Genomic DNA, 23,224 nt, shown 5'->3' with positions numbered 1-23,224 from the left:
GCCGTGCACCTCACCGGACGCAGCGTCCTCGTCCTCCTCGTCGGCCTGGTGCCGGTCGTCCTCCTGGGCGGCCGCCCCGAGGTCGCCTTCGCCGTGCTCGGCCTCTGGCTCCTGGCCTGGGCGGTCCTCGTCGGGATCGACGTCGCGGTCGCGGGCTCGCCCCGGGCCGTGGTGCTCGAGCGGCGGGTGCCGGACCGGGTGCGGCTCGGCGAGAGGGCCGAGGCGACCCTCCTGGTCACGAGCACCGGCCGCAGGAGGATCACGGGGGTCCTCCGCGACGCCTGGGAGCCCTCGGCCGGCGCCCTCGAGACCCGGTCGCCCCTGCGTCTGCCGCCGGGCGAGCGCCGCGCGGTGACCACGGTCCTGGAGCCGATCCGCCGCGGCGAGCGCCGGGCACTCCACGTCACCATCCGCTCCCGCGGGCCGCTCGGGATGGCCGGCCGCCAGGCGACGCGGGCCGCGCCGGCCGTCGTCCGGGTGCTGCCCGCCTTCCGCTCCCGCCGCCACCTGCCCTCGCGCCTGGCGCGGCTGCGTGAGCTGGAGGGGCGGACCAGCGTGATGATCCGCGGCCAGGGGACCGAGTTCGACAGCCTGCGCGAGTACGTCCGCGGCGACGACGTCCGCTCGCTCGACTGGCGGGCGACCGCGCGGCGCCGGGAGCCGGTCGTCCGCACCTGGCGCCCGGAGCGCGACCGGCGCGTGATCGTCGTGCTCGACACGGGCCGCACGTCCGCCGCACGGATCGAGGACGAGCCGCGCCTGGACACGGCGATCGAGGCGTCGCTCCTCCTGGCGGCCCTCGCGGCCTCGGCCGGCGACCGGGTCGACGTGCTCGCGTTCGACCGCACCCGGCGAGCCCGCGTGCACGGCGCCACCGGCACGGAGGTACTGACCCGCGTCGTGGACGCCCTCGCCCCCGTGCAGCCCCAGCTCATCGAGACCGACTGGGCGGCGGTGCCCGCGCAGGTGCGCACCCTGGCCTCCCAGCGCTCGCTGGTGGTGCTACTCACCGCGCTCGACTCGGTCGGCTCGGCGGAGGGGCTCCTCGCGGTGCTCCCGCAGCTCACCCGCGTGCACACGGTCGTGGTCGCCTGCGCGCTCGACCCCGAGCTGCAGCGGATGGCGGAGGACCGGAGCGACCGGGCCGCGGTCTACTCCGCCGCCGCCGCGGAGCGCTCGCTCGCGGACGTCGACCGGCTCTCGGCCGCCGTCCGCCGTCTCGGCGGGGACGTCGTGCTCGGCAGCCCCTCCGCGCTCCCGCCGGCGCTCGCGGACCGCTACCTCGCGCTCAAGGCGGCCGGACGGCTCTGACCTGCGAGAGGGGCCGTCGTCGGTCCCGGGAGCGCTGATCGACGGCCCCGCTCCGACGGCCGCGCTCGTCCGGCTCGGCTCAGCCGGCCGCGATGCTCCGCGACCCGGCCTCGAACCGGTCGAGGTCGCCCGTCTCCCCCGCCCGCACCGCGCGCCCGCCGACGACGATCATGTAGAAGAGGAACGCGCCGAGGGCGAGCGCCCCGATCCCGATCTTGAGCCACCAGGGCCAGGGTGCCGGAGTGACGAACCCCTCGATCACGCCCGAGACGAGCAGCACGAAGACCAGGCCGATCGCCACCGTGAACAGGCTCCGCGCGTCCTCGGCGAGCGCCTGGCCGCGGGTGCGCGCGCCGGGAGCGATCCAGGCCCAGAAGATCCGCAGGCCCGCGGCCGCGGCGACGAACACGGCCGTCAGCTCGAGCTGTCCGTGCGGCGCGATGTAGAGGAAGAACGTGTCGCCCTCCCCCACATGGAACATCACCGCGATCGACGTGCCGAGGTTCTGCGCGTTCTGCAGCAGGATGTACGGCACGTAGACGCCGACGATCCCGAAGGCCACGCACTGCGCCGCGATCCAGGCGTTGTTCGTCCAGACCTGCCCGGCGAACGAGGCGGCGGGGTTCTCGGAGTAGTAGTCGATGAAGTCGCCCCGGGCGAAGCGCCGCAGCTCCTCGTCGTCGCCCAGCGCGGCGAGCAGGCGCGGGTCGCCGAGGATCCAGAGCGCGTAGAGCGTCGCCACCACCGCGGTCGCGAGGGCGACGGCGAGCGTCAGCCAGCGCAGCCGGTGCAGAGCGGCCGGGAGCGAGAGGACGACGAAGCGGGAGACCGCGGCGAGCGGCTCGTCTCGCGTGCCGGTCAGGCGTCCCCGAGCCCGCGAGAGCGAGACGGCGAGCCGAGTGCCGACGGCCGTCGATCCGGCGGTGGAGGAGATCGTGGCGAGGTCCGCGGATGCCGCCTGGTAGCGCTCGATCAGCTCGTCCGCCTCGGCTCCGGTCAGGCGGCGCCTGCGCGAGAGCTCGTCGAGGCGGGTCCACTGCGCAGTGCGGGCGGCCGAGAGAGCGTCGATGTCCATCTCCTGACAGGATAGCCAGGCACGCCGCCGAGGCCGAGCATCCGGGAGGAGCACCGTGGAGGAGCAGCGCACCGAGTTCGACGACGCCGACCTGGTCACCGGCGAGGCGATCGCGCTCGAGGTGCCCGTCACCTCGTTCGTGCTCCGCGCGGTCGGCGCGATCATCGACCTGATCGCGGAGCTCCTGCTCGCGCTGGGCCTGTTCCTGCTGGTCTCCTCCCTCTCCGGGGACGGCGGCCTGGACCCCGCCGCCTCGGCCGCCGTGGCGATCGCGGCCCTCGTCATCGCCGTGGTGATCGTGCCGGTCACCGTCGAGACGGCCAGTCGCGGCCGCTCGCTCGGGAAGCTCACCGTCGGCGCTCGCGTCGTCCGCGACGACGGCGGTTCCATCGGCTTCCGGCACGCCCTCGTGCGCGGCCTCTCGGGCGTCCTCGAGATCCTGATGACCTTCGGCGGGCTCGCCGCGGTCGTCGGCCTCCTCTCGCGCCGATCGCGCCGTCTCGGCGACGTCCTCGCGGGCACGCACAGCCAGCTCGAGCGCGTTCCCCGCGCGGAGCCGCTGGTCGTCGAGATCCCGGAGCCGCTGCGGGGCTGGGCCGTCACGGCGGACACCGCGCGCCTCCCCGACGCCCTGGCGCGCCGACTGGCGCAGTTCCTCCGTCAGCGCCACGGCATGACGGAGCCGTCGCGCTCGCAGCTCGCCGCCGCGCTGGCCGACGAGACCGCGGTCCACGTCTCCCCGCTGCCCGCCGCGCCCGCGGAGGACTTCCTCCTCGCCGTGGCCGCACTCCGCCGGGCGCGGGAGGAGCGCGCCCTGCTCCTGTCCGACCAGCGCCTCGAGCGGCTGGCCCCCGTGCTCTCGAGCACGCCGCGCGGCTTCCCCGAGCGGCCCTGACGCGCGCGGCAGCGGCTTAGGCGGGCCCCGCGCCGTAGCGGACGGTCTCCCAGCCGCGCGGGACGAGGAGCCGCCGGTCGTGCTCGGCGCAGAGGTCGTAGCCGTGCGGATCCGGCGCAGGACTCAGCGGCCCGACCGCCACCAGCGAGTCGCGGTAGTCGTAGGTCAGCGTGACGACGGCCTGCGCGCGGCAGCCCGTCCGCGAGCAGTGCCGTCCGGTCATCGCCGCCCACAGTAGCAATAGGCTGGAGCCATGCCCCGTGCTCGTCGTTCCGCCGCTCGCCCGACGAGCGGGTCGCGCGGAGGCTCCCGCGACCGGCACGGCCGCGGCGCACGAGGGCCGATCACCGGTCCGCACCTCCCCCTGCTGCAGACCCGCTCCGACTTCTTCGAGGCGACGATCGGCTCGGCCTTCGACTACCTCCGCGGCACCTGGCCGGAGGAGCTCGCCGGCATCCGCGTCGACGTCGCGGCGACTCCCGACGTCGACCCCGACCGGCTGCGGGGCACGGGCATCGCGCGGTGGCGCGTCGACCACGCCGCGCGCCGCATCACGCTCTACCGTGTGCCGATCGAGCGCCTGGCGAAGCTGCACCGCCGCGACGAGTGGCACCAGCGCATGCTGATCGAGAGCTACGTGTTCCGCGCCGTCGCGGAGCTGCTCGGCCGCGACCCGTGGGACATCTCCCCGGACCGCTACCGGCACCCCTGAGGCGCCGGCAGCTCTGAGGCGCCGGCACCGCCGAGGCGCCGCCGCCCCGCGTCTCAGTGCGAGTAGACCGTGATCGGCGAGGAGAGCGGTCCCGGCGGGACGATCGTGTACGAGGCGATCCGCCCGTCGCGCGCGATCGAGACCGAGGCCTGCACGGGCTGGGTGCTGCTGACGACCGCGCCGTCGCCGTCCAGCGGGGTCGCGAGAGCCGCGAACGGGCCGAGCTCGAGCGTGCGGGTGCCGCCCGGGGCCTCGATCTCGACCGAGGCGGTCGAGTCGCTGCCGTTGACCAGGTGCAGCCGCGCGTCGCCCTCGCCCGTGCCGGCGACGCCGAAGGGCGTCGTGGTCGCGGTGCCGGAGGCGAACCAGGCGAAGTCCGTGCCGGCCGAGCCGGTCGAGGTCGTCCGCCCCGCCGCGACGATCGGCTGATCGGCCCGCAGGACGATGCGGTAGGAGCCGTCCGCCAGGCCCGTGAGCGGGACCTCGCCGACGAGGCCGGCGGGGACGACGACCTGGGTGGAGGCGCCCGACCCGCTCGGGTCCTCGTTGGTGACCTCGACCGAGACCGTGCTGTCGGCGTCGCCGGGGGTGAGGATGCGCAGCACGGGGCTGCCCGCGCCACCGCTGCCGTCGTCGCTCGCGGTCTCGGCCGGAGGCGACGTGACGGTGAAGCCGGCGATCACGGCGAGCGTGTCCGGGCCGGCGGAGGGGCCGGTGGTCTCGACGCCCTCCGGGGTGAGGCCGGAGATGGCGCTGCTCTGCATGCTCGCGGCGACCTCGCCGCCGCGAGCGGTCACATGCACGACGGGCTGGACGACCCCGGGGGCGAGCCCCGCGAGCGGGAGCGCGCGGACCGCTCCGGCCGGAACGACGATGCCCGTGGCGCCGGTGGCCTGGACGGTGCCGGTCTCGGAGAAGAGCGTGAGGTCGACGGTGGAGGCGACCTCGCTCGGGTTCGCCAGGATCAGCACGGAGGTGCGCCCGACGTCGGTCGAGCCGGCCACGAGCCAGCTGTCGGCCGAGGGCTCGGCGCAGGCGCGGGCGGACAGTCCGGAGAGGGTGTCCGTGCCGATGGCCTGGACGGTGGCTCCACCGGGAGCGGGGTCGGAGCCCGCGGGCACGCTCAGACCGGTGATGCCGGTGCCCGGTGCGGCGACATCGTCCTCGTCGAGGACCGTGGGGTCCGAGGTGGAGCCCTCGGGCCGGACCGCGGTCGCCGCGCCGTCGAGGGCGCGCAGCTGCTCCGGCTCTCCGGCGTCGATCAGATCGCCGCCGCAGACCAGCGAGCTGTCGGCCGCGACGGGCGTCACGACGACGCCCTCCGCGGCGCTCGAGACCAGGGGGGACGGGAGGAGCTGGGGCACGACCACGGCGGCCGCGGCGATCACGACTCCGGCCGCGCCCACCGCACCGCGCAGGGCCGTCCGGCGCCGACGGGCGGCCGAGGGTGCGCGATCGGGCGTCGAGGCCGCGGCGCGATCGGCGCGGCGCTCCGCGCGGGAGCGGCGGGCGGAGGACTCGGGCATCTGCTTCTCCTGGTCGGCGGGGTCAGACATCGTCGTTCCCGTCGTCGAACTGGCCGGTGGCCTCGCCCGGCTCGTCGTCGATCCCGGCGACCGCGCCGCTGGAGCGGCCCCGCTCGAGGGAGAGCCCGGTGGGCACCGCCAGCAGGAGGGCGACGACGAAGACGAGGAGGAGGGCGATCGTGTAGGCGATCCCGAAGGGCCCGACCACGCCGGACGGAGCGGCCTCGGTGCGGGTCCCCTCGGTGTCGACGGCCGTCCAGAGGAGCCCGTAGCGGGTGTCGCCGACGGCCGAGAACGCCGCGTTGCCGTCGAGGGAGACGGCCGCCCGCGCGCGCACGGCGGCGGCCGCGTCGCCGACCTGGGTGCCGGCCGGCTCGGTCAGCACGACGAAGCGCACGCCGAGGCTCTCGAGCGCGGAGGGGACGTCGTAGCCCGTCCGCGAGACGAGGTTGCCCGCCAGCTCGTCGATCGCGTCCGTGCTCTCGGCGCCGGTGTTCGCGAGGGTCGACTGCTGGTCGAGGGTCGCGCCCGCTCCGCGCTCCAGCCGGGCGAGGACGCCGCCGTCCGCCTGCGGGACGAGCACGATCGTGCCCACCCGCGGGTCGTTCCGGGCCTCGGCCGCCACGTAGGCGGGGAGCGAGCGGTCCGACGTGGTCGACACCGACGTGCCGGCGCCGGTCGGGAAGGCCACCGCGAGCGGACCGACCAGTGCTGCCGCCGCGGCCGTGACGACGAGCGCCGGCACCACGCGCACGGAGCGCACGGCGGCGAGCGAGAGCGACGCGCCGATCACCAGGCCGAGCCAGTAGAGGCTGAGACCGGTGCCGCTCCAGACGGAGACCGCCTCGGAGCCGGTGGTCGCGACCTGCACGCCCTGGGCGAGCGAGGCGGTCACGAGACCCGCCGCCGCCACGCCGACTCCGCCGAGGGCCGCGAGGTTGTTCGGGAGGAGGAGGGCGGCCAGCGCCGCGACGATCAGCGGCACGACGAGCACGGCCGTGACCAGCGGGGCGGCGGAGGCGCCGATCCCCAGACCGCCGAGGAACGCGAGCCATCCGTCGGGCAGACCGGCCGGGAAGCCGGCGAGCAGCGCGACGAGGTCCGACTGCGCGGAGGGCAGCGGGACGCCCGGATCCGCGAGGACGCCGAGCCAGTCGCCCCGCGGTGCGCGGGCGACCACCAGCGGGAAGAGCAGGACGGCCGCGGGGATCGGCAGGCCGAGGAAGCGGCCGATCCGCCGCCCCGAGGTGGCGACGACGACGAGCCAGATCACCAGGAGCGGCACGGCCAGCACCGGCGCGCACGCCACGACGGCCGCGGCCAGGATCGAGGCGCTCGCGGAGGCGGACCAGGAGCGGTACGCGCCGAACCCGGCGAAGAAGAGCCAGGGCAGCAGCACGTGCATCAGCAGCGGGGCGGGGCGCCCGTCGGCCTGCGCGGCGAAGAAGGCGGGAGCGAGGATGTAGACGAGGGCTCCGGCGGCGCGGGCGGTCGCGCGCGGGGTGAGCCGGGCGATCATCAGCCAGGCGCCGAGGGCGGCAGCGGGGAGCGCGACGAGGTAGAGCAGCACCATCGAGTAGCTGGGCGACCAGAAGGTCAGCGAGCCGAGCACGGCGAGGACGGCGGCGAACGGGTCCGCCGCGCCGATGAACCCCGAGCCGAGGTCGCGCCAGCCGTAGGCCGCGTTGCGCCACAGCTCGCCGACGGTCGGCGAGAGCGTCAGCAGACCGCCGCCGCTGAGCGCGGGAGCAGCGAGGAGCGGCGTGTAGACCACCAGGCCGGCGAGCGCGGCCATGAGGACGACCCACACTCCCCCGCCCTGGAAGAAGTGCAGCGGATGGCGGTCCCGCCCGGCCTGCACGCGCACGGCGTCGTGGCGCACCGAGCGCAGCTGCCGCACCACGTCCAGCGGGATGCGCAGCGGCGCGACGGCCTTCCAGCCCACGTTCTTCGATGAGCGGAGAACGGTGCGGGCCCGCAGCACCTTCGTCCCCCCGAAGGCGACGACGAGGGCCGCCAGCAGCTCCCCTCCGACCAGCCCGGGCTGCTTGCGCAGCAGGCGCACGACTGCGCGGCCGATCGCCAGGGGGACGAGCGAGAGCCAGTGCAGGAGGAGGAGCGCGACGGGCGCGTAGGCGAGCCGGCGGTGCAGCTGCGCGGTGCGGTGCTGGCGCGCGCGGCGCCGCTCCCCGCTGTCGATGCGGCGGCCGTCGGGGCGCTGCAGCCCGATGCGGGCGGTGGTGACGCGGGCGTCCGGCACGCGGCTGACCCGGTGCCCGGCGAGCCGGGTGCGGATCGAGAAGTCGAGCGCGTCGTCGACGACCGGCAGGCCGGGGTCGAATCCGCCGAGCTCCTCCCAGAGGGAGTGGCGCACGAGCATGCCGCCGGCGGCGACGGCCAGGACGTCGGGCGTGGAGTCGTGCTGGCCCTGGTCGAGCTCGTCCTCGACGAGGTGGACGGTCGTGCCGTGCTTGGTGATCGACTCGCCGTAGCTGCGGATGTAGCCGGAGCGCGTCCAGTCCATGATCTTGGGGCCGGCGACCGCGACGGAGGGGGCGACCTCGACGGCTCCCAGCAGCGCCGCGAGGGCGCCGGGCTCGGGGGCGGAGTCCTGCGCGAGCAGCCACAGCCACTCGTCCTCTCCGGCCGGCGGCTGCATCACGCGGACAGCGCGGGCCACGGCCTGGCCGAAGGGGAGGTGCTCGGCGACCTGCACGAGCTGCGTCGGACCCCAGGACGCGAGGAGCTCGTCGGTCGTGTCCTTCGAGCCTCCGTCGACGAACACCGTCGCGTCGGGCTGACGGGTCTGCGCCCGCAGGGCCGCGAGGGTTCGTTCCAGATAGGCCGCGCCGTTGCGCGCGACGAGGACGGCGGTGACTCGTGGATACATCGCGGACCACCCTAAGCGATGCCGCCGCGCCGCCCGCCTGCGGCTCGCCGCCCCGTCGGTCGGGTCGCGGTGACGAGGGGCTAGGCCCGGCGGCGCAGCTTCCGGCGCTCGCGCTCGGAGAGGCCGCCCCAGATGCCGAAGCGCTCGTCGTTCTCGAGCGCGTACTCGAGGCACTGCGCCCGGACCTCGCACGAGGTGCAGATCTTCTTGGCGTCGCGGGTCGAGCCGCCCTTCTCGGGGAAGAAGGCCTCGGGGTCGGTCTGCGCGCACAGCGAGTCGACCTGCCAGGAGAGCGCGCCCCCCGGCGCCTCGGTCGCGGTGTCGATACCGGGTCGGACCCCGGGCACGCCCAGACGGACCGGATCGACGAACCAGTCCTCGGGGACTCCGGAGTGCTGTTCCGGAAGCGTCATGCCGTCTCCTACCCCGCCTGCGAACCGATGATCGGCGGCCGCTCCTCCCGGAGCCGCTGCCTAGGTAATTACAGCGGTGTCATTCGCTCAGGTCAAGTCGCGGACCATAAACCCTCAACCCGCCGTGGAGGGTTCACGACACACCGGCGTGTCGCGAACGTGAGATCCGATCAGGCCGTCGCGGCACTCCGTGCGCGCCAGGCGCTCTCCACCATCTCGGCGACGGTGTGCCGCATCTCCCAGCCCAGGTCGCGGGCCGCCGTCTCACCGGAGGCGACGATGCGGGGCGGATCGCCCGGCCGCCGCGGGGCGACCTCGGGCGTGAAGGCGATGCCGGTGCTGTCGGCGATCGCGCGCATGATCTCCCCGACGGAGGCCCCGGATCCGCTGCCCAGGTTGTAGACCGGGTCGATCGGCTCGCCGGCGGCCAGGCGGCGCGCCGCGGCGACGTGCGCGAGCGCCAGGTCCGCGACGTGGATGTAGTCGCGGACGCAGGTGCCGTCCGGTGTCGGGTAGTCGTCGCCGTTGATCCGGGGCGTGCGGCCGTCCAGCAGCGCCTCGAAGACGAGGGGGAAGAGATTGTGGGGGCTGGTGTCGTAGACGTCCGGGTAGCCGGACCCGACGACGTTGAAGTAGCGCAGGGAGGCGTGCCTGACGCCGTGCGCCCGCCCCGCGTCCGCGAGCAGCCACTCGCCGATCAGCTTCGACTCGCCGTAGGGCGACTCCGGGCTCTTGGGGGTGTCCTCGGTGACGATCTCGACGTCGACCGCGCCGTAGACGGCAGCGCTCGAGGAGAAGACGATCGAGGAGACCCCGGCGCGCTCCATCGCCGCCAGCACGCGCATGGTGCCGGTGACGTTCTGCTCGTAGGTGTGCAGGGGGCGCTGCACCGAGACTCCGGCGTACTTGAACCCGGCGACGTGGACGACGCCCTCGATGTCGTGCTCGGCGAGCACGCGGTCGAGCAGGGCCTCGTCGAGGATCGAGCCCTGGTGGAACGGGACGCCCTCGGGCACGAACGACGCGTGCCCCGAGGAGAGGTCGTCGAGGACGACGGGGTCGATGCCCTGCTCCGAGAACGCGCGCACCACGTGCGCCCCGATGTACCCGGCTCCCCCGGTGACCAGCCATGCCATGTGGATCCTCCTCGGTGCGGGCCCGCGACTCCGCGCGCCGGAAGACACCCTAGCGGCGGGGATCGACGGCGTGGACAGGCCGGATGACGACGGGACGCGATGTCCTGCCGCCGTGCTCCGCTCCGTCGCCCTCCTCGCCCTGCCCGGCCTCGCGCCGTTCGAGTTCGGGGTCGTCTGCGAGGTGTTCGGGATCGACCGCGGCGCTGACGGAGGGCCCGCCCTCGACTTCCGGATCGCCACTCCCGATCCGGGCCGCGTCCGGACGAGCCTCGGATTCGACCTGCTGATCGCCGATGGTCTCGACGCGGCCCGGGACGCGGACCTGATCGCCGTCCCCGCCCACGGCCGCGGGCCCGCCGACGAGCGGGTCCTCGACCTCCTCCGCGAAACTCACGAGCGCGGCGCGTGGATCCTCAGCGTCTGCAGCGGGGCCTTCACCCTGGCGCAGGCGGGCCTGCTCGACGGCCGGCGCGCGACCACCCACTGGATGCACGCCGCGGAGCTCGCCCGGCGCTTCCCCTCCGTCACGGTGGACCCGGAGGTCCTCTACGTGCAGGAGGGGCGCATCGTGACGAGCGCGGGCACCGCGGCCGGCATCGACGCGGCGCTGCACGTGGTGCGCGAGGAGCTGGGCGCGACGGCGGCGAGCGTCGTCGCCCGGCGGATGGTCGTGCCCCCGCAGCGCCACGGCGGGCAGGCGCAGTACCTGCGGACCCCCGTTCCCGAGGCGCGCGCGGACTCGCTGGCCGAGGTCACCGAGTGGATGCTGGAGCACCTCGACGAGGACCTCTCGATCGAGGCGCTGGCCCGTCGGGCCCTGATGGCCCCCCGCACCTTCGCGCGCCGCTTCCGGGCCGACCTCGGCACGACTCCGCTCGCCTGGCTCACCCGCCAGCGCCTCCTCCGGGCGCAGGTGCTGCTGGAGGAGACGGAGCTGACCCTCGAGGCGGTCGCCGCGCGGGTCGGCTTCGGCACGGCTGCGGTGATGCGCCACCACTTCACGCGCGTCCTGCGGACCACGCCGGCGGCCTACCGCCGCACGTTCGCCGCCTGAGCGGCCGGCACCGGGATCGCTGGAGGGATCAGACCGTCGCGACGAAGAGCGTGCCCCGTCCGGTGACGGCGAGAGTGCCCTCCGACGGGGTCACGAACACGCTGCCGCCGCGCTCGACGCGGACCGAGCCCTCGGCGCCCTCGAGCGAGAACGAGCCCTCGGTCGCGATCGCGATGGCGGGTCCGTGCAGGGCGACGCGGGCCGGCGTCTCCGACTCCGGCTCCACGACGGCGAGCACGAAGTCGGGGACGTCCGGACGGTAGACGCGCACGCCCGGTCCGGCCTGCTCGGCCGGGAGGTAGGGCACGGGCAGCGGCGAGAACTCGAGCACGCTCACCAGCTCGGGCACGTCGATGTGCTTGGGTGTGAGGCCCCCGCGCAGCACGTTGTCGGAGGCGGCCATCAGCTCCACGCCCGTGCCCGCGAGGTAGGCGTGGATGTTGCCTGCGGGCAGGTAGAGCACCTCGCCGCGGGCGAGGCGGACGCGGTTGAGCAGGAGCGAGAGCACGATTCCGGGGTCGCCCGGGTAGCTCTCGGCCAGGTCCCGGACCGTGGTCGTCTCGAGGCGGTCGTCGCCCGCGGACGCCGCGACGACCGCGGACACCAGCGCGGCGACCTCCGCACGGTCGCCGTCGGCGAGCAGCCACGACACGGCGCCGCGGAGGACCTCCGAGGGCTCGCCCTCGAGCGTCCGGGCGAACCGCGCGATCGCGGCCGCCTCCTCCGCCGGGGCGCGCCCGGCCAGCTCGGCGAGCAGCGCCCGGGCGTCCGCCGGCTCACGGAAGCCGCAGAGCGCGTCGAAGGTCTCGCTGAGCGCGTAGATCAGCTCGGGCTTGTGGAACGGGTCCTTGTAGTTGCGATCGGCGGCGTCGCGGGGGATGCCGGCCTCCTCCTGCTCGACGAACCGGCGCCGGGCCCGCTCGGACGAGGGGTGGGCCTGGAGCGACAGCGGCCCGCCCGCCGCGAGGATCTTGAGCAGGAACGGCAGACGGGGAGCGCCCGAGACCGGATCGACCGACCCCTCCACTCCGGCGAGCGCCGCCTCGGGGTGCTCGGCGATCCACTCGGCGAGCGTGCCGGCGCCGACCGGGGCGGGGTCGAGGACGCGCGCGGGCGAGCCCGGGTGCGCGCCGAGCCAGAGCTCGGCCTCGGGGGCGCCGGAGGGCGCGGTGCCGAGGGCCTCCGAGATGCCGGTGAGCGAGCCCCAGGCGTAGTCGCGGGGGGTGTTGCCGATCGGGATGAACACGGGAGCGCTGGCCTTCCGTCCGAGGGGTGGGTCCGAGCCGCTCAGCCGGACGCGCCGGGGCCGCTCCGCTGCGACGCTAGCAGGATCCACAACGCGGGCCCGGGAGGAGGGCCTGCCTGTTGGTGCTCTCCGCCAGAGGACGCGGCACTCGCAGGCGCGCTTCGTACGCTGGGAGTCGCAGCGCTGTCGCCGTCGGAGCGGTCGCCGTGCCGCATCCGACGAGCGAGGGAGCACAGAGCATGGACAGCACGACCTTCGAGACCCTGGGGGCCGACTTCTACGGGTTCGAGGCGGCGCTCACGCCCGCCGAGAAGGAGCTGCTGGTCGGCGTCCGCGCGTTCCTCGAGGAGCAGGTGCGGCCGATCGCCGACGAGTACTGGGAGCGCGCGGAGTTCCCGCGGCAGCTGATCCCCGCGATCCACGCCACCGGCGTCATCGGCCTCTCCTGGCCCGAGACCCGCGCGATCGAGAACTCCGCCGTGTTCCGCGGCTGGGTGGCGCTCGAGCTGGGCCGGGTGGACGCGGGCATCGCGACCTACGTCGGCGTGCAGAACGGCCTGGTGATGGGCACGGTCGGCGTCGCCGGCTCCGAGGAGCAGCGCGCCGAGTGGCTGCCGAAGCTCGCCTCGGGCGAGGTCGTCGGCGCCTTCGGCCTCACCGAGCCGCACTCCGGCTCCGACTCCGCCCAGGGCCTGCGCACCACCGCCCGCCGGGACGGCGACGACTGGATCCTCGACGGCGAGAAGCGCTGGATCGGCAACGCGACCTTCAGCGACGTGACCGTGATCTGGGCGAAGGACGCGGAGGACGGCCAGGTGAAGGGCTTCCTCGTCCCCACCTCGACGCCGGGCTACCGCGCCACCGCCATCGCGCGCAAGCAGAGCCTGCGCACGGTGCAGAACGCCGACATCGTGCTCGAGGGCGTCCGCGTCCCGGAGTCGCTGCGCCTGCAGGGCGCGAACTCGTTCCGCGACACCGCGAAGGTGCTCCGGCTCACCCGCGCCGAGGTCGCCTGGCAGGCCATCGGCGTCTCGATCGGCGCTTACGACGCGGCGCTGCGCTACGCGAAGGAGCGCGTGCAGTTCGGCAAGCCGCTCGTCGGGCACCAGCTGGTGCAGGACCTCCTGGTCAAGAGCATCGGCAACATCACGGCCAGCATCGCCCTGGCGACCCGCGTGTCCGAGATGCTCGACGCCGGCGAGCAGCGCGACGAGCACTCCGCCCTCGCGAAGGCCTACGCGACGGCCCGGATGCGCGAGACCGTCGCCTGGTGCCGCGAGGTGATGGGCGGCAACGGCATCGTCCTCGACTACGGCGTCGCCCGCTTCTTCGCCGACGCGGAGGCCCTCTACTCCTACGAGGGCACCCGCGAGATGAACACGCTGATCGTCGGCCGCTCGATCACCGGCACCGCCGCGTTCGTCTGAGCCTCCCCGGCCGGGGAGCGAGCGGCGGCGCGCCCGGCACGCCGCCGCGCCGCCCCCGCTCCCTAGACTGGTCGCCATGATCCGACGCGCCGCCCCCGCCGCTCCCCGAGCGCTCGCGGTGGCGGTGCTGGCCGTGCTGCTGGCCGGCCAGTCGCTGCGGAACCTCGCCGGATGGTGGGGCTGGGGCGTCGTCGTCGCGCTGCTCCTGGGCGCCTCGATCGCCGTGCTCGTCCGCGCCCGCCCCCGCCCGCGCTGGGCCCGCACGCCGAAGTCGCTGGTCCTCTTCCTCGGGCTCGCGGTGCTCTCGCTGCTGTGGTCCGCCTATCCGGGAGCGAGCGCGATCGGAGTCACGGCGCAGCTCGCGACGACGCTCGGCGGCGTCGTCCTCGCCGTCACGCTGAGCAGCCGGGAACTGCTCACGGCTCTCGGACGGGCCCTGCGCCTCTCCGTCGGCCTCTCGCTCCTCTTCGAGCTCGTGATCGCGGTCGTCGTGCAGCAGCCCGTCCTGCCGTTCGGCGTCGAGCCTCCCGCCGACGGACCGACGCCCGATGCCTTCTACTGGTCGCAGGCCGCCCTCTTCACCGGCGAGCCCGTCCAGGGGATCGTCGGCAACCGCAACCTCCTCGGCTTCCTCGCCCTGCTCGGCCTGATCGTGATCGCGATCGAGCTGGCGGCCCACTCGATCCGGCGCCGCTGGGGGGCGGTCTGGGTCGCCCTGTACGTCGCGACCCTCCTGCTCACCCGCTCGGCGACCGTCCTGCTCTGCCTCGTCGCCGTCGTCCTCGCGGCCGCGTTCGCGCTCTGGGCTCGCCGGAGGGGCGAGTCCCGCCGCCGTCCCGTCTACCTGACCGCCGCGGGGCTGGCGGTGGCCGCCGTCGCCGGAGGCGCCGCGGGCTGGGGCGCCCTCCTCGGCCTGCTCGGCAAGAGCGAGGACGCCACGGGCCGCCTCGACATCTGGGACTCGGTGATCGCGCTCACGCTGCAGCGCCCGGTCCTCGGCTGGGGCTGGGTCAGCTACTGGGCTCCCTGGGCCGCCCCGTTCGACACCCTCGCCGAGCGCAAGGGCGTGCTCTACCTGCAGGCCCACGACGCCTGGCTCGACGTCGCCCTCCAGCTCGGAGCGGTCGGCCTCGTCCTCTTCGCGGCGCTCGCCGTCTCGACGCTGTGGCGCTCCTGGTTCCGCGCGGTCGACCGCCCGCGGCGCGACGCGACCTCGACCCTCCCCTACACGGCCGTCAGCCTCGCTCCGCTGCTGATCGTGGTCGCCCTCCTGGCGCAGTCGCTGTTCGAGAGCCGGATCCTGATCGAGGGAGGCTGGCTGCTCCTCGTCCTCTTCGCGGTGCAGACCAAGCGACCGGCGACCGAGACGCCCGAGGTCCTCGCCGCGACCCCGCTCCCCCTCGCCGACGCCTCCCCGAGGCGATGAGGCCCCGCCGCCCCTCGCTCCCCGCCTCCGTCGCCGACGCGACGGCGTCCCCGCAGTTCGCGGCGGCCCTCGCGCAGACCACTCTCGTCACCGTCCTCTGCGCCCCGGCGGTCCGCGGGCTCATCGGCTGGCCCGGCTACATCGCCGCCGTCGCCACGCTCACCGCCCTCGCCGCGGTCATGCTCGTCCTGCGGCGCGGGCGGCTCGACTGGGAGGGCCTGCTGCCCACGAGCATCCTGGTGTTCCTCGGCTGGATCGCGCTCAGCGTGCTGTGGAGCGACTACACCTGGGCCACGGTCTCGAGCGTCGTCTACCAGTTCGCCCTGGCGTTCCTGGCGATCGCGATCGGCCTCACGCGCGACATCATCCAGATCATCCGCTCGGTCGGCGACGTGCTGCGGGTCGTGCTGATCGCCTCGCTGGCCGGGGAGGTGCTCTCGGGGGTGCTGATCGACCAGCCGCTGCGCTTCCTCGGCGTGGAGGGCCTGCTCGCGGTCGGCGGGCCGATCCAGGGACTCGTCGGCACGCGCAACCAGCTCGGGCTGGTCTGCCTGCTGGCGATCGTGACGTTCTCGGTGGAGCTGATGACCCGCTCCGTCGCCCGCGGGCCGGCCGTCGCCTCGCTCGCCCTCGCCGCGGTCACCCTCCTCTTCACGCGCTCCGCCGTGAGCGCGGGCGTGCTCGCCGTGGCCGTCGTCGTCGCCCTCGCTCTGCGCTGGGTGCGCCACGGCGACGGCACCCACCGCCGTCGGCGGCAGTTCGCGGTGCTCGGCGTCGCCGCCGCGGCCTCCCTCACCGTGTGGCTCCTGCGCTACCGGGTGATCGAGCTGCTGAACGCGGGCAGCGAGTTCGAGTTCCGGCTGCGGCTCTGGCAGCAGGTCTGGCGCTTCACGGACCTCGCTCCGATCGTCGGCTGGGGCTGGGTGGGCTACTGGCGGCCCGACCTCTACCCCTTCATCGCCATCGACTACCTCTCGGGCCGCCCGCACTCGTCGAGCCTCAACGCGCTCTTCGACGTGGCCCTGCAGGTCGGCGCGGTCGGGGTGGTCCTCTTCGTCGTGCTGATCGGCCTCGCGCTCTGGCGCTCCTGGCTGATCGCCTCCGAGCGCAAGGCGGTCGTGCACGTCTGGCCGGTGCTGGTGCTGACCGTGCTGATGGTCACCGCGCTGGCCGAGAGCTCGATCCTGCTCGACGCCGGCTGGCTGCTCGTGGTGCTCTGCGCGATGCGCGCGGCCCAGGGACTGAGCTGGCGCCGGCTCCTGCACCCGCGGGACTGACCGGACTCCTCAGCGCCCGCGCCGCCGCGCCACCTGGCGGAGCACGGTGAGGTGCTCCTCCCGGCAGCGCTCCCAGCTGAAGGACCGGGCGCGCTCGACGCCGAGCGGGCCGAGCTCGCCGGTCCGCTCGATCGCCTCGAGGATCCCGTCCGCGATCGAGCGCGGCTCGAGCGGATCGACGTAGACCGCGGCGTCCCCGCAGATCTCCGGGAGCGAGCCCGCGTCGGAGGCGGCGACCGGGCATCCCGACGCCATCGCCTCGATGGGCGGGAGGCCGAAGCCCTCGTAGAGGCTCGGGAACGCCAGCACCGCGGCTCGGCGGTAGAGGTCGGCGAGCTCCTCCGGAGTGACGTGGCCGCGCCACTCGACGAAGTCCGGCAGCGGGCCGAGGCGGTCCAGGTCCCCTCCTGTCAGCACGAGGCGGAGGGCGTGCCCCTCCTCCCGAAGCAGGCGCACCGCCTCGAACAGGCGGGCGTGGTTCTTGTGCGGCCAGGCGCGCGCCGGGTAGAAGACGAAGTCCTCGCGTGTGCCCAGATTCGCGACGAAGCGCCGGGTGTCCACGCCGAGATGCGACACGTGGATCCGCTCCTCCGGGATGCCCAGCAGCTCGACGATCCGCCCCTTGGTGAAGGCGCTGATGGTGATGACCGCGTCGGCGCGGCGAGCGGTCGCCTCGTAGGCGAGCCGGCGGAAGACGCGCTCGACGCGGGGGAAGAGGTGCGGGAGGTCGCGGTGCTGCAGGTCGAACAGCATCTGCACGTGCCCCTGCCGCCGCGACGGCCACGGGAGCGGGACCGTGAACGGGAAGTAGAGCACTGCGTCCCGGCCGAGGCGCCGGCGCAGGCGCGGCGTGCGCAGGAGCGCCTGGAGCATCCCCACGGCCCGGCGGCGGTGGCCCGCCCCGCTGACGACCCCCTCGGCCACGACCTCGGGCACGCCCTCGCTGAAGCCGCGCGCGTTCTCGGGGACGAGCACCTGCACGTCGGGCCCCTCCTCCCCCGGCCGCGGCGCCAGGAGGCGCGTGAGCGCGCGCGCGTAGGTCTCGCCGCCGCCCATCCCGCCCGGGTCGACGGTGAGCACGGCGAGCGTGACGGGGCGGAGTTCCGGCATGGCGTCCAATCGGTCCGAAGCCCGGCCAGGATACCGGCGGGCCGCACCGCTCCCGGCGCCCGGCCGTGCCCGTGGGTAGTATGTGTCCCGCTGTCATCGACCCCGACGAATTGGACCACCACGTGCCCCGCGCTTTGATCACCGGAATCACCGGCCAGGACGGCCTCTACCTCGCCGAGCTCCTCCTCTCGAAGGGCTACGAGGTCTTCGGGCTCGTCCGCGGGCAGAACAACCCCAAGTACGAGCTGGTCCGCCGCACCGTGCCCGAGGTGACCCTGCTCACCGGCGACCTGACCGACGTGTCGAGCCTGGTGCGCGTGCTCGCCGCCGCCCAGCCCGACGAGGTCTACAACCTCGGTGCGATCTCGTTCGTCGCCTACTCGTGGGAGAACGCGTCGCTCACCACCGATGTGACCGGCAAGGGCGTGCTCAACATCCTCGAGGCGACCCGCCTCTACGCCGGCTCCGACATGTCGCGCGTGAAGTTCTACCAGGCCTCCTCCTCCGAGATGTTCGGCAAGGTCCAGCAGGTCCCGCAGAGCGAGGAGACGCTGCTCTGGCCGCGCTCGCCCTACGGAGTGGCCAAGGTCTTCGGCCACTACATGACCATCAACTACCGCGAGTCGTACGGCATGCACGCCTCCTCCGGCATCCTCTTCAACCACGAGTCGCCCCGCCGCGGCCCGGAGTTCGTCACCCGCAAGATCAGCCTCGCGGTCGCCCGCATCAAGCTCGGCCTCCAGGAGACGCTGGAGCTCGGCAACCTCGACGCGAAGCGCGACTGGGGCTTCGCCGGCGACTACGTCGACGCGATGTGGCGCATGCTGCAGCAGCCCGAGGGCGACGACTACGTGGTCGCGACCGGCGAGACCCACGAGATCCGCGAGTACCTCGACATCGCCTTCAACCACGTCGGCATCGAGGACTGGACCCCGTACGTGACCCAGAACCCCGCGTTCATGCGTCCCGCCGAGGTGGACCTGCTGATCGGCGACCCGGCGAAGGCGCGCGACGTCCTCGGCTGGGAGCCGAAGGTCTCGTTCCCCGAGCTCGTGGCGATGATGGTCGAGAACGACCTCGCCGAGCAGTCCGCGCTGATCAAGTAGTCATGCCTGCCGCTCTCGTCACCGGAGCGAGCGGTCAGGACGGGGGCTACCTCGTCGAGCGCCTGCTCGCCGACGGCTGGGAGGTCTCCGCGCTCGTGCGCGGGACCGACGACGCCGCTCTTCCCGCCGCCGTCCGCGCCTTCGAGGGCGATCTCCGCGACGCCTCCGGCCTCGGCCGTATCGTCGCGGAGGCGCAGCCGGACACGGTCTTCCACCTCGCCGGCCTCTCCTCCGTCGCGCTCTCGTGGAAGGAGCCCGTGCTCACGGCCGAGGTGACCGGCACCGCGGTCGCCGCGCTCCTGGAGGCCTCGCTGGCGCTCCAGGAGTCGGCGGGCCGGGAGGTCCGCTTCGTCCAGGCCTCCTCCTCCGAGATCTTCGGGGCCGCGACCGAGAACCCGCAGACCGAGCGGACCCCGATCCGCCCCGTCTCCCCTTACGGAGCCGCGAAGGCGTTCGCGCACCACCTCGTCGCGGTCTACCGCGGCCGAGGGCTCCACGCCTCGTCCGGCATCCTCTACAACCACGAGTCGCCGCGTCGGCCGCTCGGCTTCGTCACCCGCAAGATCACCTCCGGAGTCGCGGCGATCGCGACGGGCGCCGAGTCGGAGCTCTCGCTCGGCAATCTCGACGCGCGCCGCGACTGGGGCTGGGCTCCCGACTACGTGGACGCCCTCGTGCGCGCCTCGCGCGCCGAGGAGGCGGGCGACTACGTCGTGGCGACCGGAGTCGCGCACTCGGTCCGCGACTTCGTCCGTGCCGCCTTCACCGCGGCCGGCATCGACGACTGGGAGCAGCGGGTCACGATCGACCCGCGGTTCGCGCGCCCCGTGGACGCCCCCGAGATGCGCGGGGACGCCTCCCGGGCCCGCGAAGTGCTCGGCTGGGCGCCGACCGTCGGCTTCGAGGAGATCGTCGCCCGCATGGTCGAGAACGACCTCGAGCTGGCGCGCCGCTCCAACTGAGCCGCGCGCACCGCGTGCAGAAGGCCCCCGCTCCTGGAGCGGGGGCCTTCTGCACGCGGTGGGTCGAGGACGCCTAGGCGGTCGCGTCCGACTGCTCGGCCCGGCCCCGCTCGTCGACGCCCTCGCCCTCGACGAGGTACGACCAGACGCGGGCGGCGTACTCGTCCCAGGTGCCGCCGTCGATCGCGAGCGCTTCCGCCGAGAGCCGCGCGTGCAGCTCGTCGTCGGTCAGCAGCCGCTCGAGGGCCGCGGCGATGTCGTGGTCGTCGTGCGGATCGACGAACAGCGCGCCGCCCGAGGCGGAGACCTCGTGCATGCTGCCGAAGCCGGAGGTCACGACCGGGGTGCCGACCGAGATCGACTCCACGATCGGGAGACCGTAGCCCTCGTTGATCGAGGGGAACACCGTGCACCGGGCCAGGCGGTAGGCGCTCCAGAGCAGCGCGTCGGTGATCTTGGAGAGCGAGCGGACCGGACGGCCCTGGCCCTCGAGGACCTCGAGTCGGTACTCGAACTCGGCGCTGCTCCAGGCGTTGCCGCCGATGAAGACCAGGCTGAAGCGCACGCCCCGGCGCCAGAGCAGCTCGGCCGCCTGGAGCACAGCCAGGTGGTTCTTCCGTGGCTCGTGGCTGCCGACGCAGACGACGAGCGGGAGGTCGCCGGTCACCAGCGAGCGCGCGGCGGTGGCCAGCTCCTCGTCCGAGACGCTCTCCGGCTGCGAGGGCAGCAGGATCGGCCGGATGTCCGGCCCCTGCATCCCGACGCTGCCGAGCATGTGGCGCCAGCCGGAGTACTCGGTCGCGGCCGCCTCGGAGATGGTCGCGATGCGGTCCATGTGCGACACGGCGACGAGCGTGCGCGAGAAGGCGGCGCTGATGCCGGTGCTCGCCGTCTCGGCGGTGGTGACCGGCACGCAGTCGAAGCCGATGGTGCCCGTGCGGTTGCCGCTGAACTCGGCCAGAGCGGAGACGCGCGACGTCCGCTCGTCCTCCACGGCGAGCTCGGGCAGGAGGTAGGTGCCCTGCCACGGGACGATCACGCGGGAGCGGTCCTCGGCGGCGTCGGGCACGTCGCCCGAGACGGCGTTCCGGCTCTGCTCCGGGGTGAGCATGACGAGCGACTCGTGGGTCGAGTCCCAGCCGGCGAGCAGGATCTCGTGGTCGCGCGTCCATCGGACGAGGCTCTGGCGCACCACGCGCTGGATGCCCGTGGCCAGCCCCGTGCGCGCGGTGTGGTGCACGTCGACGACGACCGCGCCGACGACCACCTCGACCTCGGGGTGGTGGAAGCGGGCGAAGACCCGGTTCGAGGCGATGGTGGACGCGGCGTGGGTGAGCAGACCGGCGGTGCCGTCCAGCCGGGCCCGGCGGCGGCCGTCGACGACGTCCTCCCGGCGCGGGAGCGTGCCGCGGAGGACGGCGAGCACCAGCCAGACCTCGCGGTCGGTGGGGGCGGGCAGCAGAACGCTCAGCTGTCCGGTGAGGGCGTCGACGCTGCCCAGCGGCTCCACGGAGGGGGCCAGGGTGCGCACCAGGGTGGCGAGACGGTCGACCAGGTACTGCTTAGAGCGCACGGGGCGCCTCCTCGTGCTCGATGAGGGCCGAGGGGCCGATCAGGGCGGCCCACAGCTCCCGGGCGTAGTCGTCCCAGGTGCGCTCGGGCCGCTCGGCCGCCTCGAGGCGGAGCTCGTCGACGAGCTCCGGCGACGTCAGCAGGCGGCGCATGCCGTCGGTGATCTCCTCGTCGGACTCCGGGTCGATCAGGACGCATCCGCCGTGCTCGGCGATCTGCGCCGTGCTGCCGTAGCGCGAGGTCAGCACGGGGAGCCCGATCGACAGCGCCTCGGCGACCGGCAGGCCGTACCCCTCGTGCAGCGACGGGAACGCCAGGAACAGCGCCTCCCGGTAGCTCGCGATCAGGACGTCGTCGTCGGCTCCGCGGAGCACCTCGACCGGGCGTCCGGCGGCGACCAGCTCGCGCACGCGGGGATCGAAGACCTGGTGCGCCCACGGGTTGGCCCCGCCGATGAAGCGGACGCGGAAGCGCAGGCCCTCGCGCCAGAGGACCTCGGCGGCGTGCAGCACCGCGAGGTGGTTCTTGCGGGGCTCCTGGCTGCCGACGCAGAGCACGAGCGGCAGGCCGGACGCGCTCCGGCCCTCGGAGCGCAGGCCGTCCGGGAGCTCCACGGGCAGCGGGACCGGGACGACGGTCGGGCCGGTGAGGCCCTGAGCGGGGAGCGCGCGCACGAAGCCCTCGAACTCCAGCGCGGCCGCGGCGCTCACCGTGGCGACGCGCTCGGCGTGCTTGACCACGGAGAGGAAGTTGACGAAGCGCACCGTCTCCTCCGGCGGCACCGTGTCGGCGCTGACGACGGGGATCGCGTCGTGGCCGAGGACGACGACCTCGTTGCCGGAGTACTCGGCGAGGGCCGCGAGCGGCCCGCACTGGTTGTAGTCGGGCACCGAGGGGATGACGACGACGCTGCGGTAGGGCACGACGAACTCGATGCGCTCCGGATCGCCGTGCTCCCAGTCGCGCCGCCCGGCGGAGGACCAGTCGACGACGCGCTCGTGCTCGATCGCGCTCAGCCGCCGGAAGGACATCGATCCGTGGACCCAGGCGACCGGGACGATCTCGTGCTCGGCGTCCCAGCGGGACACGGTCTGGCGCACGACCCGCTGGACGCCGGTGTTGTGCCCGTGGCGGGCGGGGAAGTCGACGTCGATCAGGACGGCCCCGGTGACGACCTCGACGCGGGCGTCCAGATCGGCGAACCCGGTCGCGGTGCGGGAGCCGGCCTCGAGGAAGATGCGCAGCGCCGCCTCCTCGGAGGCGAGCTCGAGGGCGCGGCGGAACCAGTCGAACAGCTCGCTCGTCGGGTACGCGGCCGTGAACGACACCAGCGCGACCCAGGTCAGCTCGTCGTCCTGGCGCGAGCGGATCTCTCGGGCCACCTCGTCGAGGTACGGGCCGGGCCCGCGGGTGCGCAGCGAGGCGCGGCGCTCCGCGTCGAAGAGGAGCGCGCCGATCTGCTCCAGGCGCTGCAGCATTGCCTCCGTGCGGTGGGCGCGCGCGGCGGCCGAGCCGGCGGCCGAGACCTGCGACCGGTCGCTCATCGCGCCCGACCGGACAGGCGGCGCTTCACGAAGCGCGCGCTGTGGCCGACGGCGCCCGACAGCCCGAGCTGCTCGACGCGGATCTGGAAGGTGCGCACCAGGCGGAGCGGCTTCGTCACCCGCCAGGAGAGGGTGCGCTCGAAGCCGGAGGCGGTCACTCCGCCCACCTGGATCCGCTCGACCCACTCGTCGAAGGGGTCGTTGAGGAGGGAGTCGACCTGCGCGCGCAGGCGGGCGAGCTCCTCGTCCGGGGACTCGGGCTCGGCGAGACGGGGCTCCACCGGAACCCCGGACGTGCGCGCGGGCTCCGCCGGGACGGCTGCGGGAGCGGCGTCGCCGACGGCCGACTCGAGGCTCGGGTCGGGAGCGGGAGGAGCGTCCTCGCCCGTGCCGCCGAGGACGGGGGCGGGGTCCCCAGCGCTCTGCGGCGCCGGGTCCAGGGGGACGTCGGAAGGCTGCGTGGGCATGGCGAACACCTCGTTCGTGTCGTTCAGTCGGCGAGCGGGAGCAAGACTACCCGCCATGCGCCGCGCACCGGCACG

20 protein-coding genes are annotated in these 23,224 nt (G+C 74.3%); 9 read left to right on the top strand and 11 right to left on the bottom strand.

What is annotated here, in order from left to right:
• Positions 1-3: 3 nt before the first annotated feature.
• The gene (locus tag C5C50_RS00240) at positions 4-1,311 is read left to right on the top strand and encodes a DUF58 domain-containing protein (RefSeq protein WP_104246665.1); all 1,308 of its coding nucleotides are present in this window, start codon (positions 4-6) and stop codon (positions 1,309-1,311) included.
• Positions 1,312-1,390: 79 nt separating this feature from the next.
• Here the strand turns inward: C5C50_RS00240 and C5C50_RS00235 are convergent, their stop codons facing one another.
• Complete coding sequence (locus C5C50_RS00235; RefSeq protein WP_104224139.1) at positions 1,391-2,386, bottom strand: stage II sporulation protein M; 996 nt, start codon at positions 2,384-2,386, stop codon at positions 1,391-1,393.
• 55 nt (positions 2,387-2,441) lie between these two features.
• Between C5C50_RS00235 and C5C50_RS00230 the strand changes: the two genes are divergently transcribed.
• A complete protein-coding gene (locus tag C5C50_RS00230) occupies positions 2,442-3,281 on the top strand; it encodes an RDD family protein (RefSeq protein ID WP_104272586.1) in 840 nt (279 codons plus the stop codon).
• Positions 3,282-3,297: 16 nt separating this feature from the next.
• Here the strand turns inward: C5C50_RS00230 and C5C50_RS00225 are convergent, their stop codons facing one another.
• Entirely contained in the window at positions 3,298-3,504 is a 207-nt protein-coding gene (locus C5C50_RS00225) for a DUF3499 family protein (protein WP_104224141.1), read from the bottom strand.
• Positions 3,505-3,534: 30 nt separating this feature from the next.
• Here C5C50_RS00225 and C5C50_RS00220 point away from each other — a divergent pair, with 30 nt between their 5' ends.
• Positions 3,535-3,993 carry a metallopeptidase family protein gene (locus tag C5C50_RS00220; RefSeq protein WP_104272585.1) on the top strand — a complete coding sequence of 153 codons (459 nt, stop codon included), beginning with the start codon at positions 3,535-3,537 and terminating at the stop codon, positions 3,991-3,993.
• 53 nt (positions 3,994-4,046) lie between these two features.
• Here C5C50_RS00220 and C5C50_RS00215 read toward each other — a convergent pair whose 3' ends face one another.
• From C5C50_RS00215 to galE, 4 genes are all read right to left on the bottom strand, one after another.
• Positions 4,047-5,549: a DUF5719 family protein gene (locus tag C5C50_RS00215; RefSeq protein ID WP_146076848.1), complete on the bottom strand. Its 1,503-nt coding sequence runs from the start codon at positions 5,547-5,549 to the stop codon at positions 4,047-4,049.
• On the bottom strand, positions 5,542-8,409 hold the full coding sequence (locus tag C5C50_RS00210) for a glycosyltransferase family 2 protein (RefSeq protein ID WP_104272584.1): 2,868 nt from the start codon (positions 8,407-8,409) through the stop codon (positions 5,542-5,544). Before C5C50_RS00210 ends, C5C50_RS00215 begins: the two co-directional genes overlap by 8 nt.
• Before the next feature lie 80 nt (positions 8,410-8,489).
• Entirely contained in the window at positions 8,490-8,822 is a 333-nt protein-coding gene (locus C5C50_RS00205) for a WhiB family transcriptional regulator (RefSeq protein WP_104224145.1), read from the bottom strand.
• A 170-nt stretch (positions 8,823-8,992) separates the two neighbouring features.
• Complete coding sequence (gene galE / locus C5C50_RS00200; RefSeq protein WP_104255247.1) at positions 8,993-9,958, bottom strand: UDP-glucose 4-epimerase GalE; 966 nt, start codon at positions 9,956-9,958, stop codon at positions 8,993-8,995.
• A gap of 112 nt (positions 9,959-10,070) precedes the next feature.
• On the opposite strand from galE, the gene C5C50_RS00195 reads away from it, so the two are divergent.
• Entirely contained in the window at positions 10,071-11,012 is a 942-nt protein-coding gene (locus C5C50_RS00195) for a GlxA family transcriptional regulator (RefSeq protein ID WP_104272583.1), read from the top strand.
• Positions 11,013-11,040: 28 nt separating this feature from the next.
• Here the strand turns inward: C5C50_RS00195 and manA are convergent, their stop codons facing one another.
• Positions 11,041-12,258 carry a mannose-6-phosphate isomerase, class I gene (gene manA / locus C5C50_RS00190; protein ID WP_104272582.1) on the bottom strand — a complete coding sequence of 406 codons (1,218 nt, stop codon included), beginning with the start codon at positions 12,256-12,258 and terminating at the stop codon, positions 11,041-11,043.
• A 239-nt stretch (positions 12,259-12,497) separates the two neighbouring features.
• Between manA and C5C50_RS00185 the strand changes: the two genes are divergently transcribed.
• From C5C50_RS00185 to C5C50_RS00175, 3 genes are all read left to right on the top strand, one after another.
• A complete protein-coding gene (locus tag C5C50_RS00185; RefSeq protein WP_104272581.1) occupies positions 12,498-13,685 on the top strand; it encodes an acyl-CoA dehydrogenase family protein in 1,188 nt (395 codons plus the stop codon).
• Between the two features lie 76 nt (positions 13,686-13,761).
• Positions 13,762-15,111: an O-antigen ligase gene (locus C5C50_RS00180; RefSeq protein WP_104272580.1), complete on the top strand. Its 1,350-nt coding sequence runs from the start codon at positions 13,762-13,764 to the stop codon at positions 15,109-15,111.
• Positions 15,108-16,388: an O-antigen ligase gene (locus C5C50_RS00175; protein ID WP_104272579.1), complete on the top strand. Its 1,281-nt coding sequence runs from the start codon at positions 15,108-15,110 to the stop codon at positions 16,386-16,388. The genes C5C50_RS00180 and C5C50_RS00175 overlap by 4 nt, the downstream gene beginning before the upstream one ends.
• A 9-nt stretch (positions 16,389-16,397) precedes the next feature.
• Here the strand turns inward: C5C50_RS00175 and C5C50_RS00170 are convergent, their stop codons facing one another.
• Positions 16,398-17,498, bottom strand: coding sequence for a glycosyltransferase family 1 protein (locus C5C50_RS00170; RefSeq protein WP_104272578.1), 1,101 nt, complete (start codon positions 17,496-17,498; stop codon positions 16,398-16,400).
• Positions 17,499-17,620: 122 nt separating this feature from the next.
• On the opposite strand from C5C50_RS00170, the gene C5C50_RS00165 reads away from it, so the two are divergent.
• Together C5C50_RS00165 and C5C50_RS00160 are read left to right on the top strand one after the other, a co-directional pair.
• Complete coding sequence (locus C5C50_RS00165; protein ID WP_104275317.1) at positions 17,621-18,604, top strand: GDP-mannose 4,6-dehydratase; 984 nt, start codon at positions 17,621-17,623, stop codon at positions 18,602-18,604.
• Between the two features lie 2 nt (positions 18,605-18,606).
• Positions 18,607-19,566, top strand: a complete 960-nt coding sequence (locus tag C5C50_RS00160) for a GDP-mannose 4,6-dehydratase (protein WP_104225475.1) — start codon at positions 18,607-18,609, stop codon at positions 19,564-19,566.
• A 73-nt stretch (positions 19,567-19,639) separates the two neighbouring features.
• On the opposite strand, the gene C5C50_RS00155 is transcribed toward C5C50_RS00160, so the two are convergent.
• The 3 genes from C5C50_RS00155 to C5C50_RS00145 are packed head-to-tail and all read right to left on the bottom strand — an operon-like array spanning position 19,640 to position 23,149.
• The gene (locus tag C5C50_RS00155) at positions 19,640-21,139 is read right to left on the bottom strand and encodes a glycosyltransferase family 1 protein (RefSeq protein ID WP_104225474.1); all 1,500 of its coding nucleotides are present in this window, start codon (positions 21,137-21,139) and stop codon (positions 19,640-19,642) included.
• Positions 21,129-22,682 carry a glycosyltransferase gene (locus C5C50_RS00150; RefSeq protein WP_104272577.1) on the bottom strand — a complete coding sequence of 518 codons (1,554 nt, stop codon included), beginning with the start codon at positions 22,680-22,682 and terminating at the stop codon, positions 21,129-21,131. The genes C5C50_RS00155 and C5C50_RS00150 overlap by 11 nt, the downstream gene beginning before the upstream one ends.
• Positions 22,679-23,149 carry a hypothetical protein gene (locus C5C50_RS00145; RefSeq protein ID WP_104283350.1) on the bottom strand — a complete coding sequence of 157 codons (471 nt, stop codon included), beginning with the start codon at positions 23,147-23,149 and terminating at the stop codon, positions 22,679-22,681. Before C5C50_RS00145 ends, C5C50_RS00150 begins: the two co-directional genes overlap by 4 nt.
• Positions 23,150-23,224: the final 75 nt, after the last annotated feature.

This window comes from Rathayibacter sp. AY1D9, from assembly GCF_002932395.1.
Lineage (GTDB): Bacteria > Actinomycetota > Actinomycetes > Actinomycetales > Microbacteriaceae > Rathayibacter.
Note: the sequence above shows the minus strand (reverse complement) of the source record. Positions and strands in the feature narration are given on the sequence as shown.

Coding starts and splice junctions, on each gene's coding strand:
- C5C50_RS00235 (WP_104224139.1), bottom strand. CDS start 2,386: ATGGACATCGACGCTCTCTCGGCCGCCCGCACTGCGCAGTGGACCCGC.
- C5C50_RS00225 (WP_104224141.1), bottom strand. CDS start 3,504: ATGACCGGACGGCACTGCTCGCGGACGGGCTGCCGCGCGCAGGCCGTC.
- C5C50_RS00220 (WP_104272585.1), top strand. CDS start 3,535: ATGCCCCGTGCTCGTCGTTCCGCCGCTCGCCCGACGAGCGGGTCGCGC.
- C5C50_RS00215 (WP_146076848.1), bottom strand. CDS start 5,549: ATGTCTGACCCCGCCGACCAGGAGAAGCAGATGCCCGAGTCCTCCGCC.
- C5C50_RS00210 (WP_104272584.1), bottom strand. CDS start 8,409: ATGTATCCACGAGTCACCGCCGTCCTCGTCGCGCGCAACGGCGCGGCC.
- C5C50_RS00205 (WP_104224145.1), bottom strand. CDS start 8,822: ATGACGCTTCCGGAACAGCACTCCGGAGTCCCCGAGGACTGGTTCGTC.
- galE (WP_104255247.1), bottom strand. CDS start 9,958: ATGGCATGGCTGGTCACCGGGGGAGCCGGGTACATCGGGGCGCACGTG.
- C5C50_RS00185 (WP_104272581.1), top strand. CDS start 12,498: ATGGACAGCACGACCTTCGAGACCCTGGGGGCCGACTTCTACGGGTTC.
- C5C50_RS00180 (WP_104272580.1), top strand. CDS start 13,762: ATGATCCGACGCGCCGCCCCCGCCGCTCCCCGAGCGCTCGCGGTGGCG.
- C5C50_RS00175 (WP_104272579.1), top strand. CDS start 15,108: ATGAGGCCCCGCCGCCCCTCGCTCCCCGCCTCCGTCGCCGACGCGACG.
- C5C50_RS00170 (WP_104272578.1), bottom strand. CDS start 17,498: ATGCCGGAACTCCGCCCCGTCACGCTCGCCGTGCTCACCGTCGACCCG.
- C5C50_RS00160 (WP_104225475.1), top strand. CDS start 18,607: ATGCCTGCCGCTCTCGTCACCGGAGCGAGCGGTCAGGACGGGGGCTAC.
- C5C50_RS00150 (WP_104272577.1), bottom strand. CDS start 22,682: ATGAGCGACCGGTCGCAGGTCTCGGCCGCCGGCTCGGCCGCCGCGCGC.
- C5C50_RS00145 (WP_104283350.1), bottom strand. CDS start 23,149: ATGCCCACGCAGCCTTCCGACGTCCCCCTGGACCCGGCGCCGCAGAGC.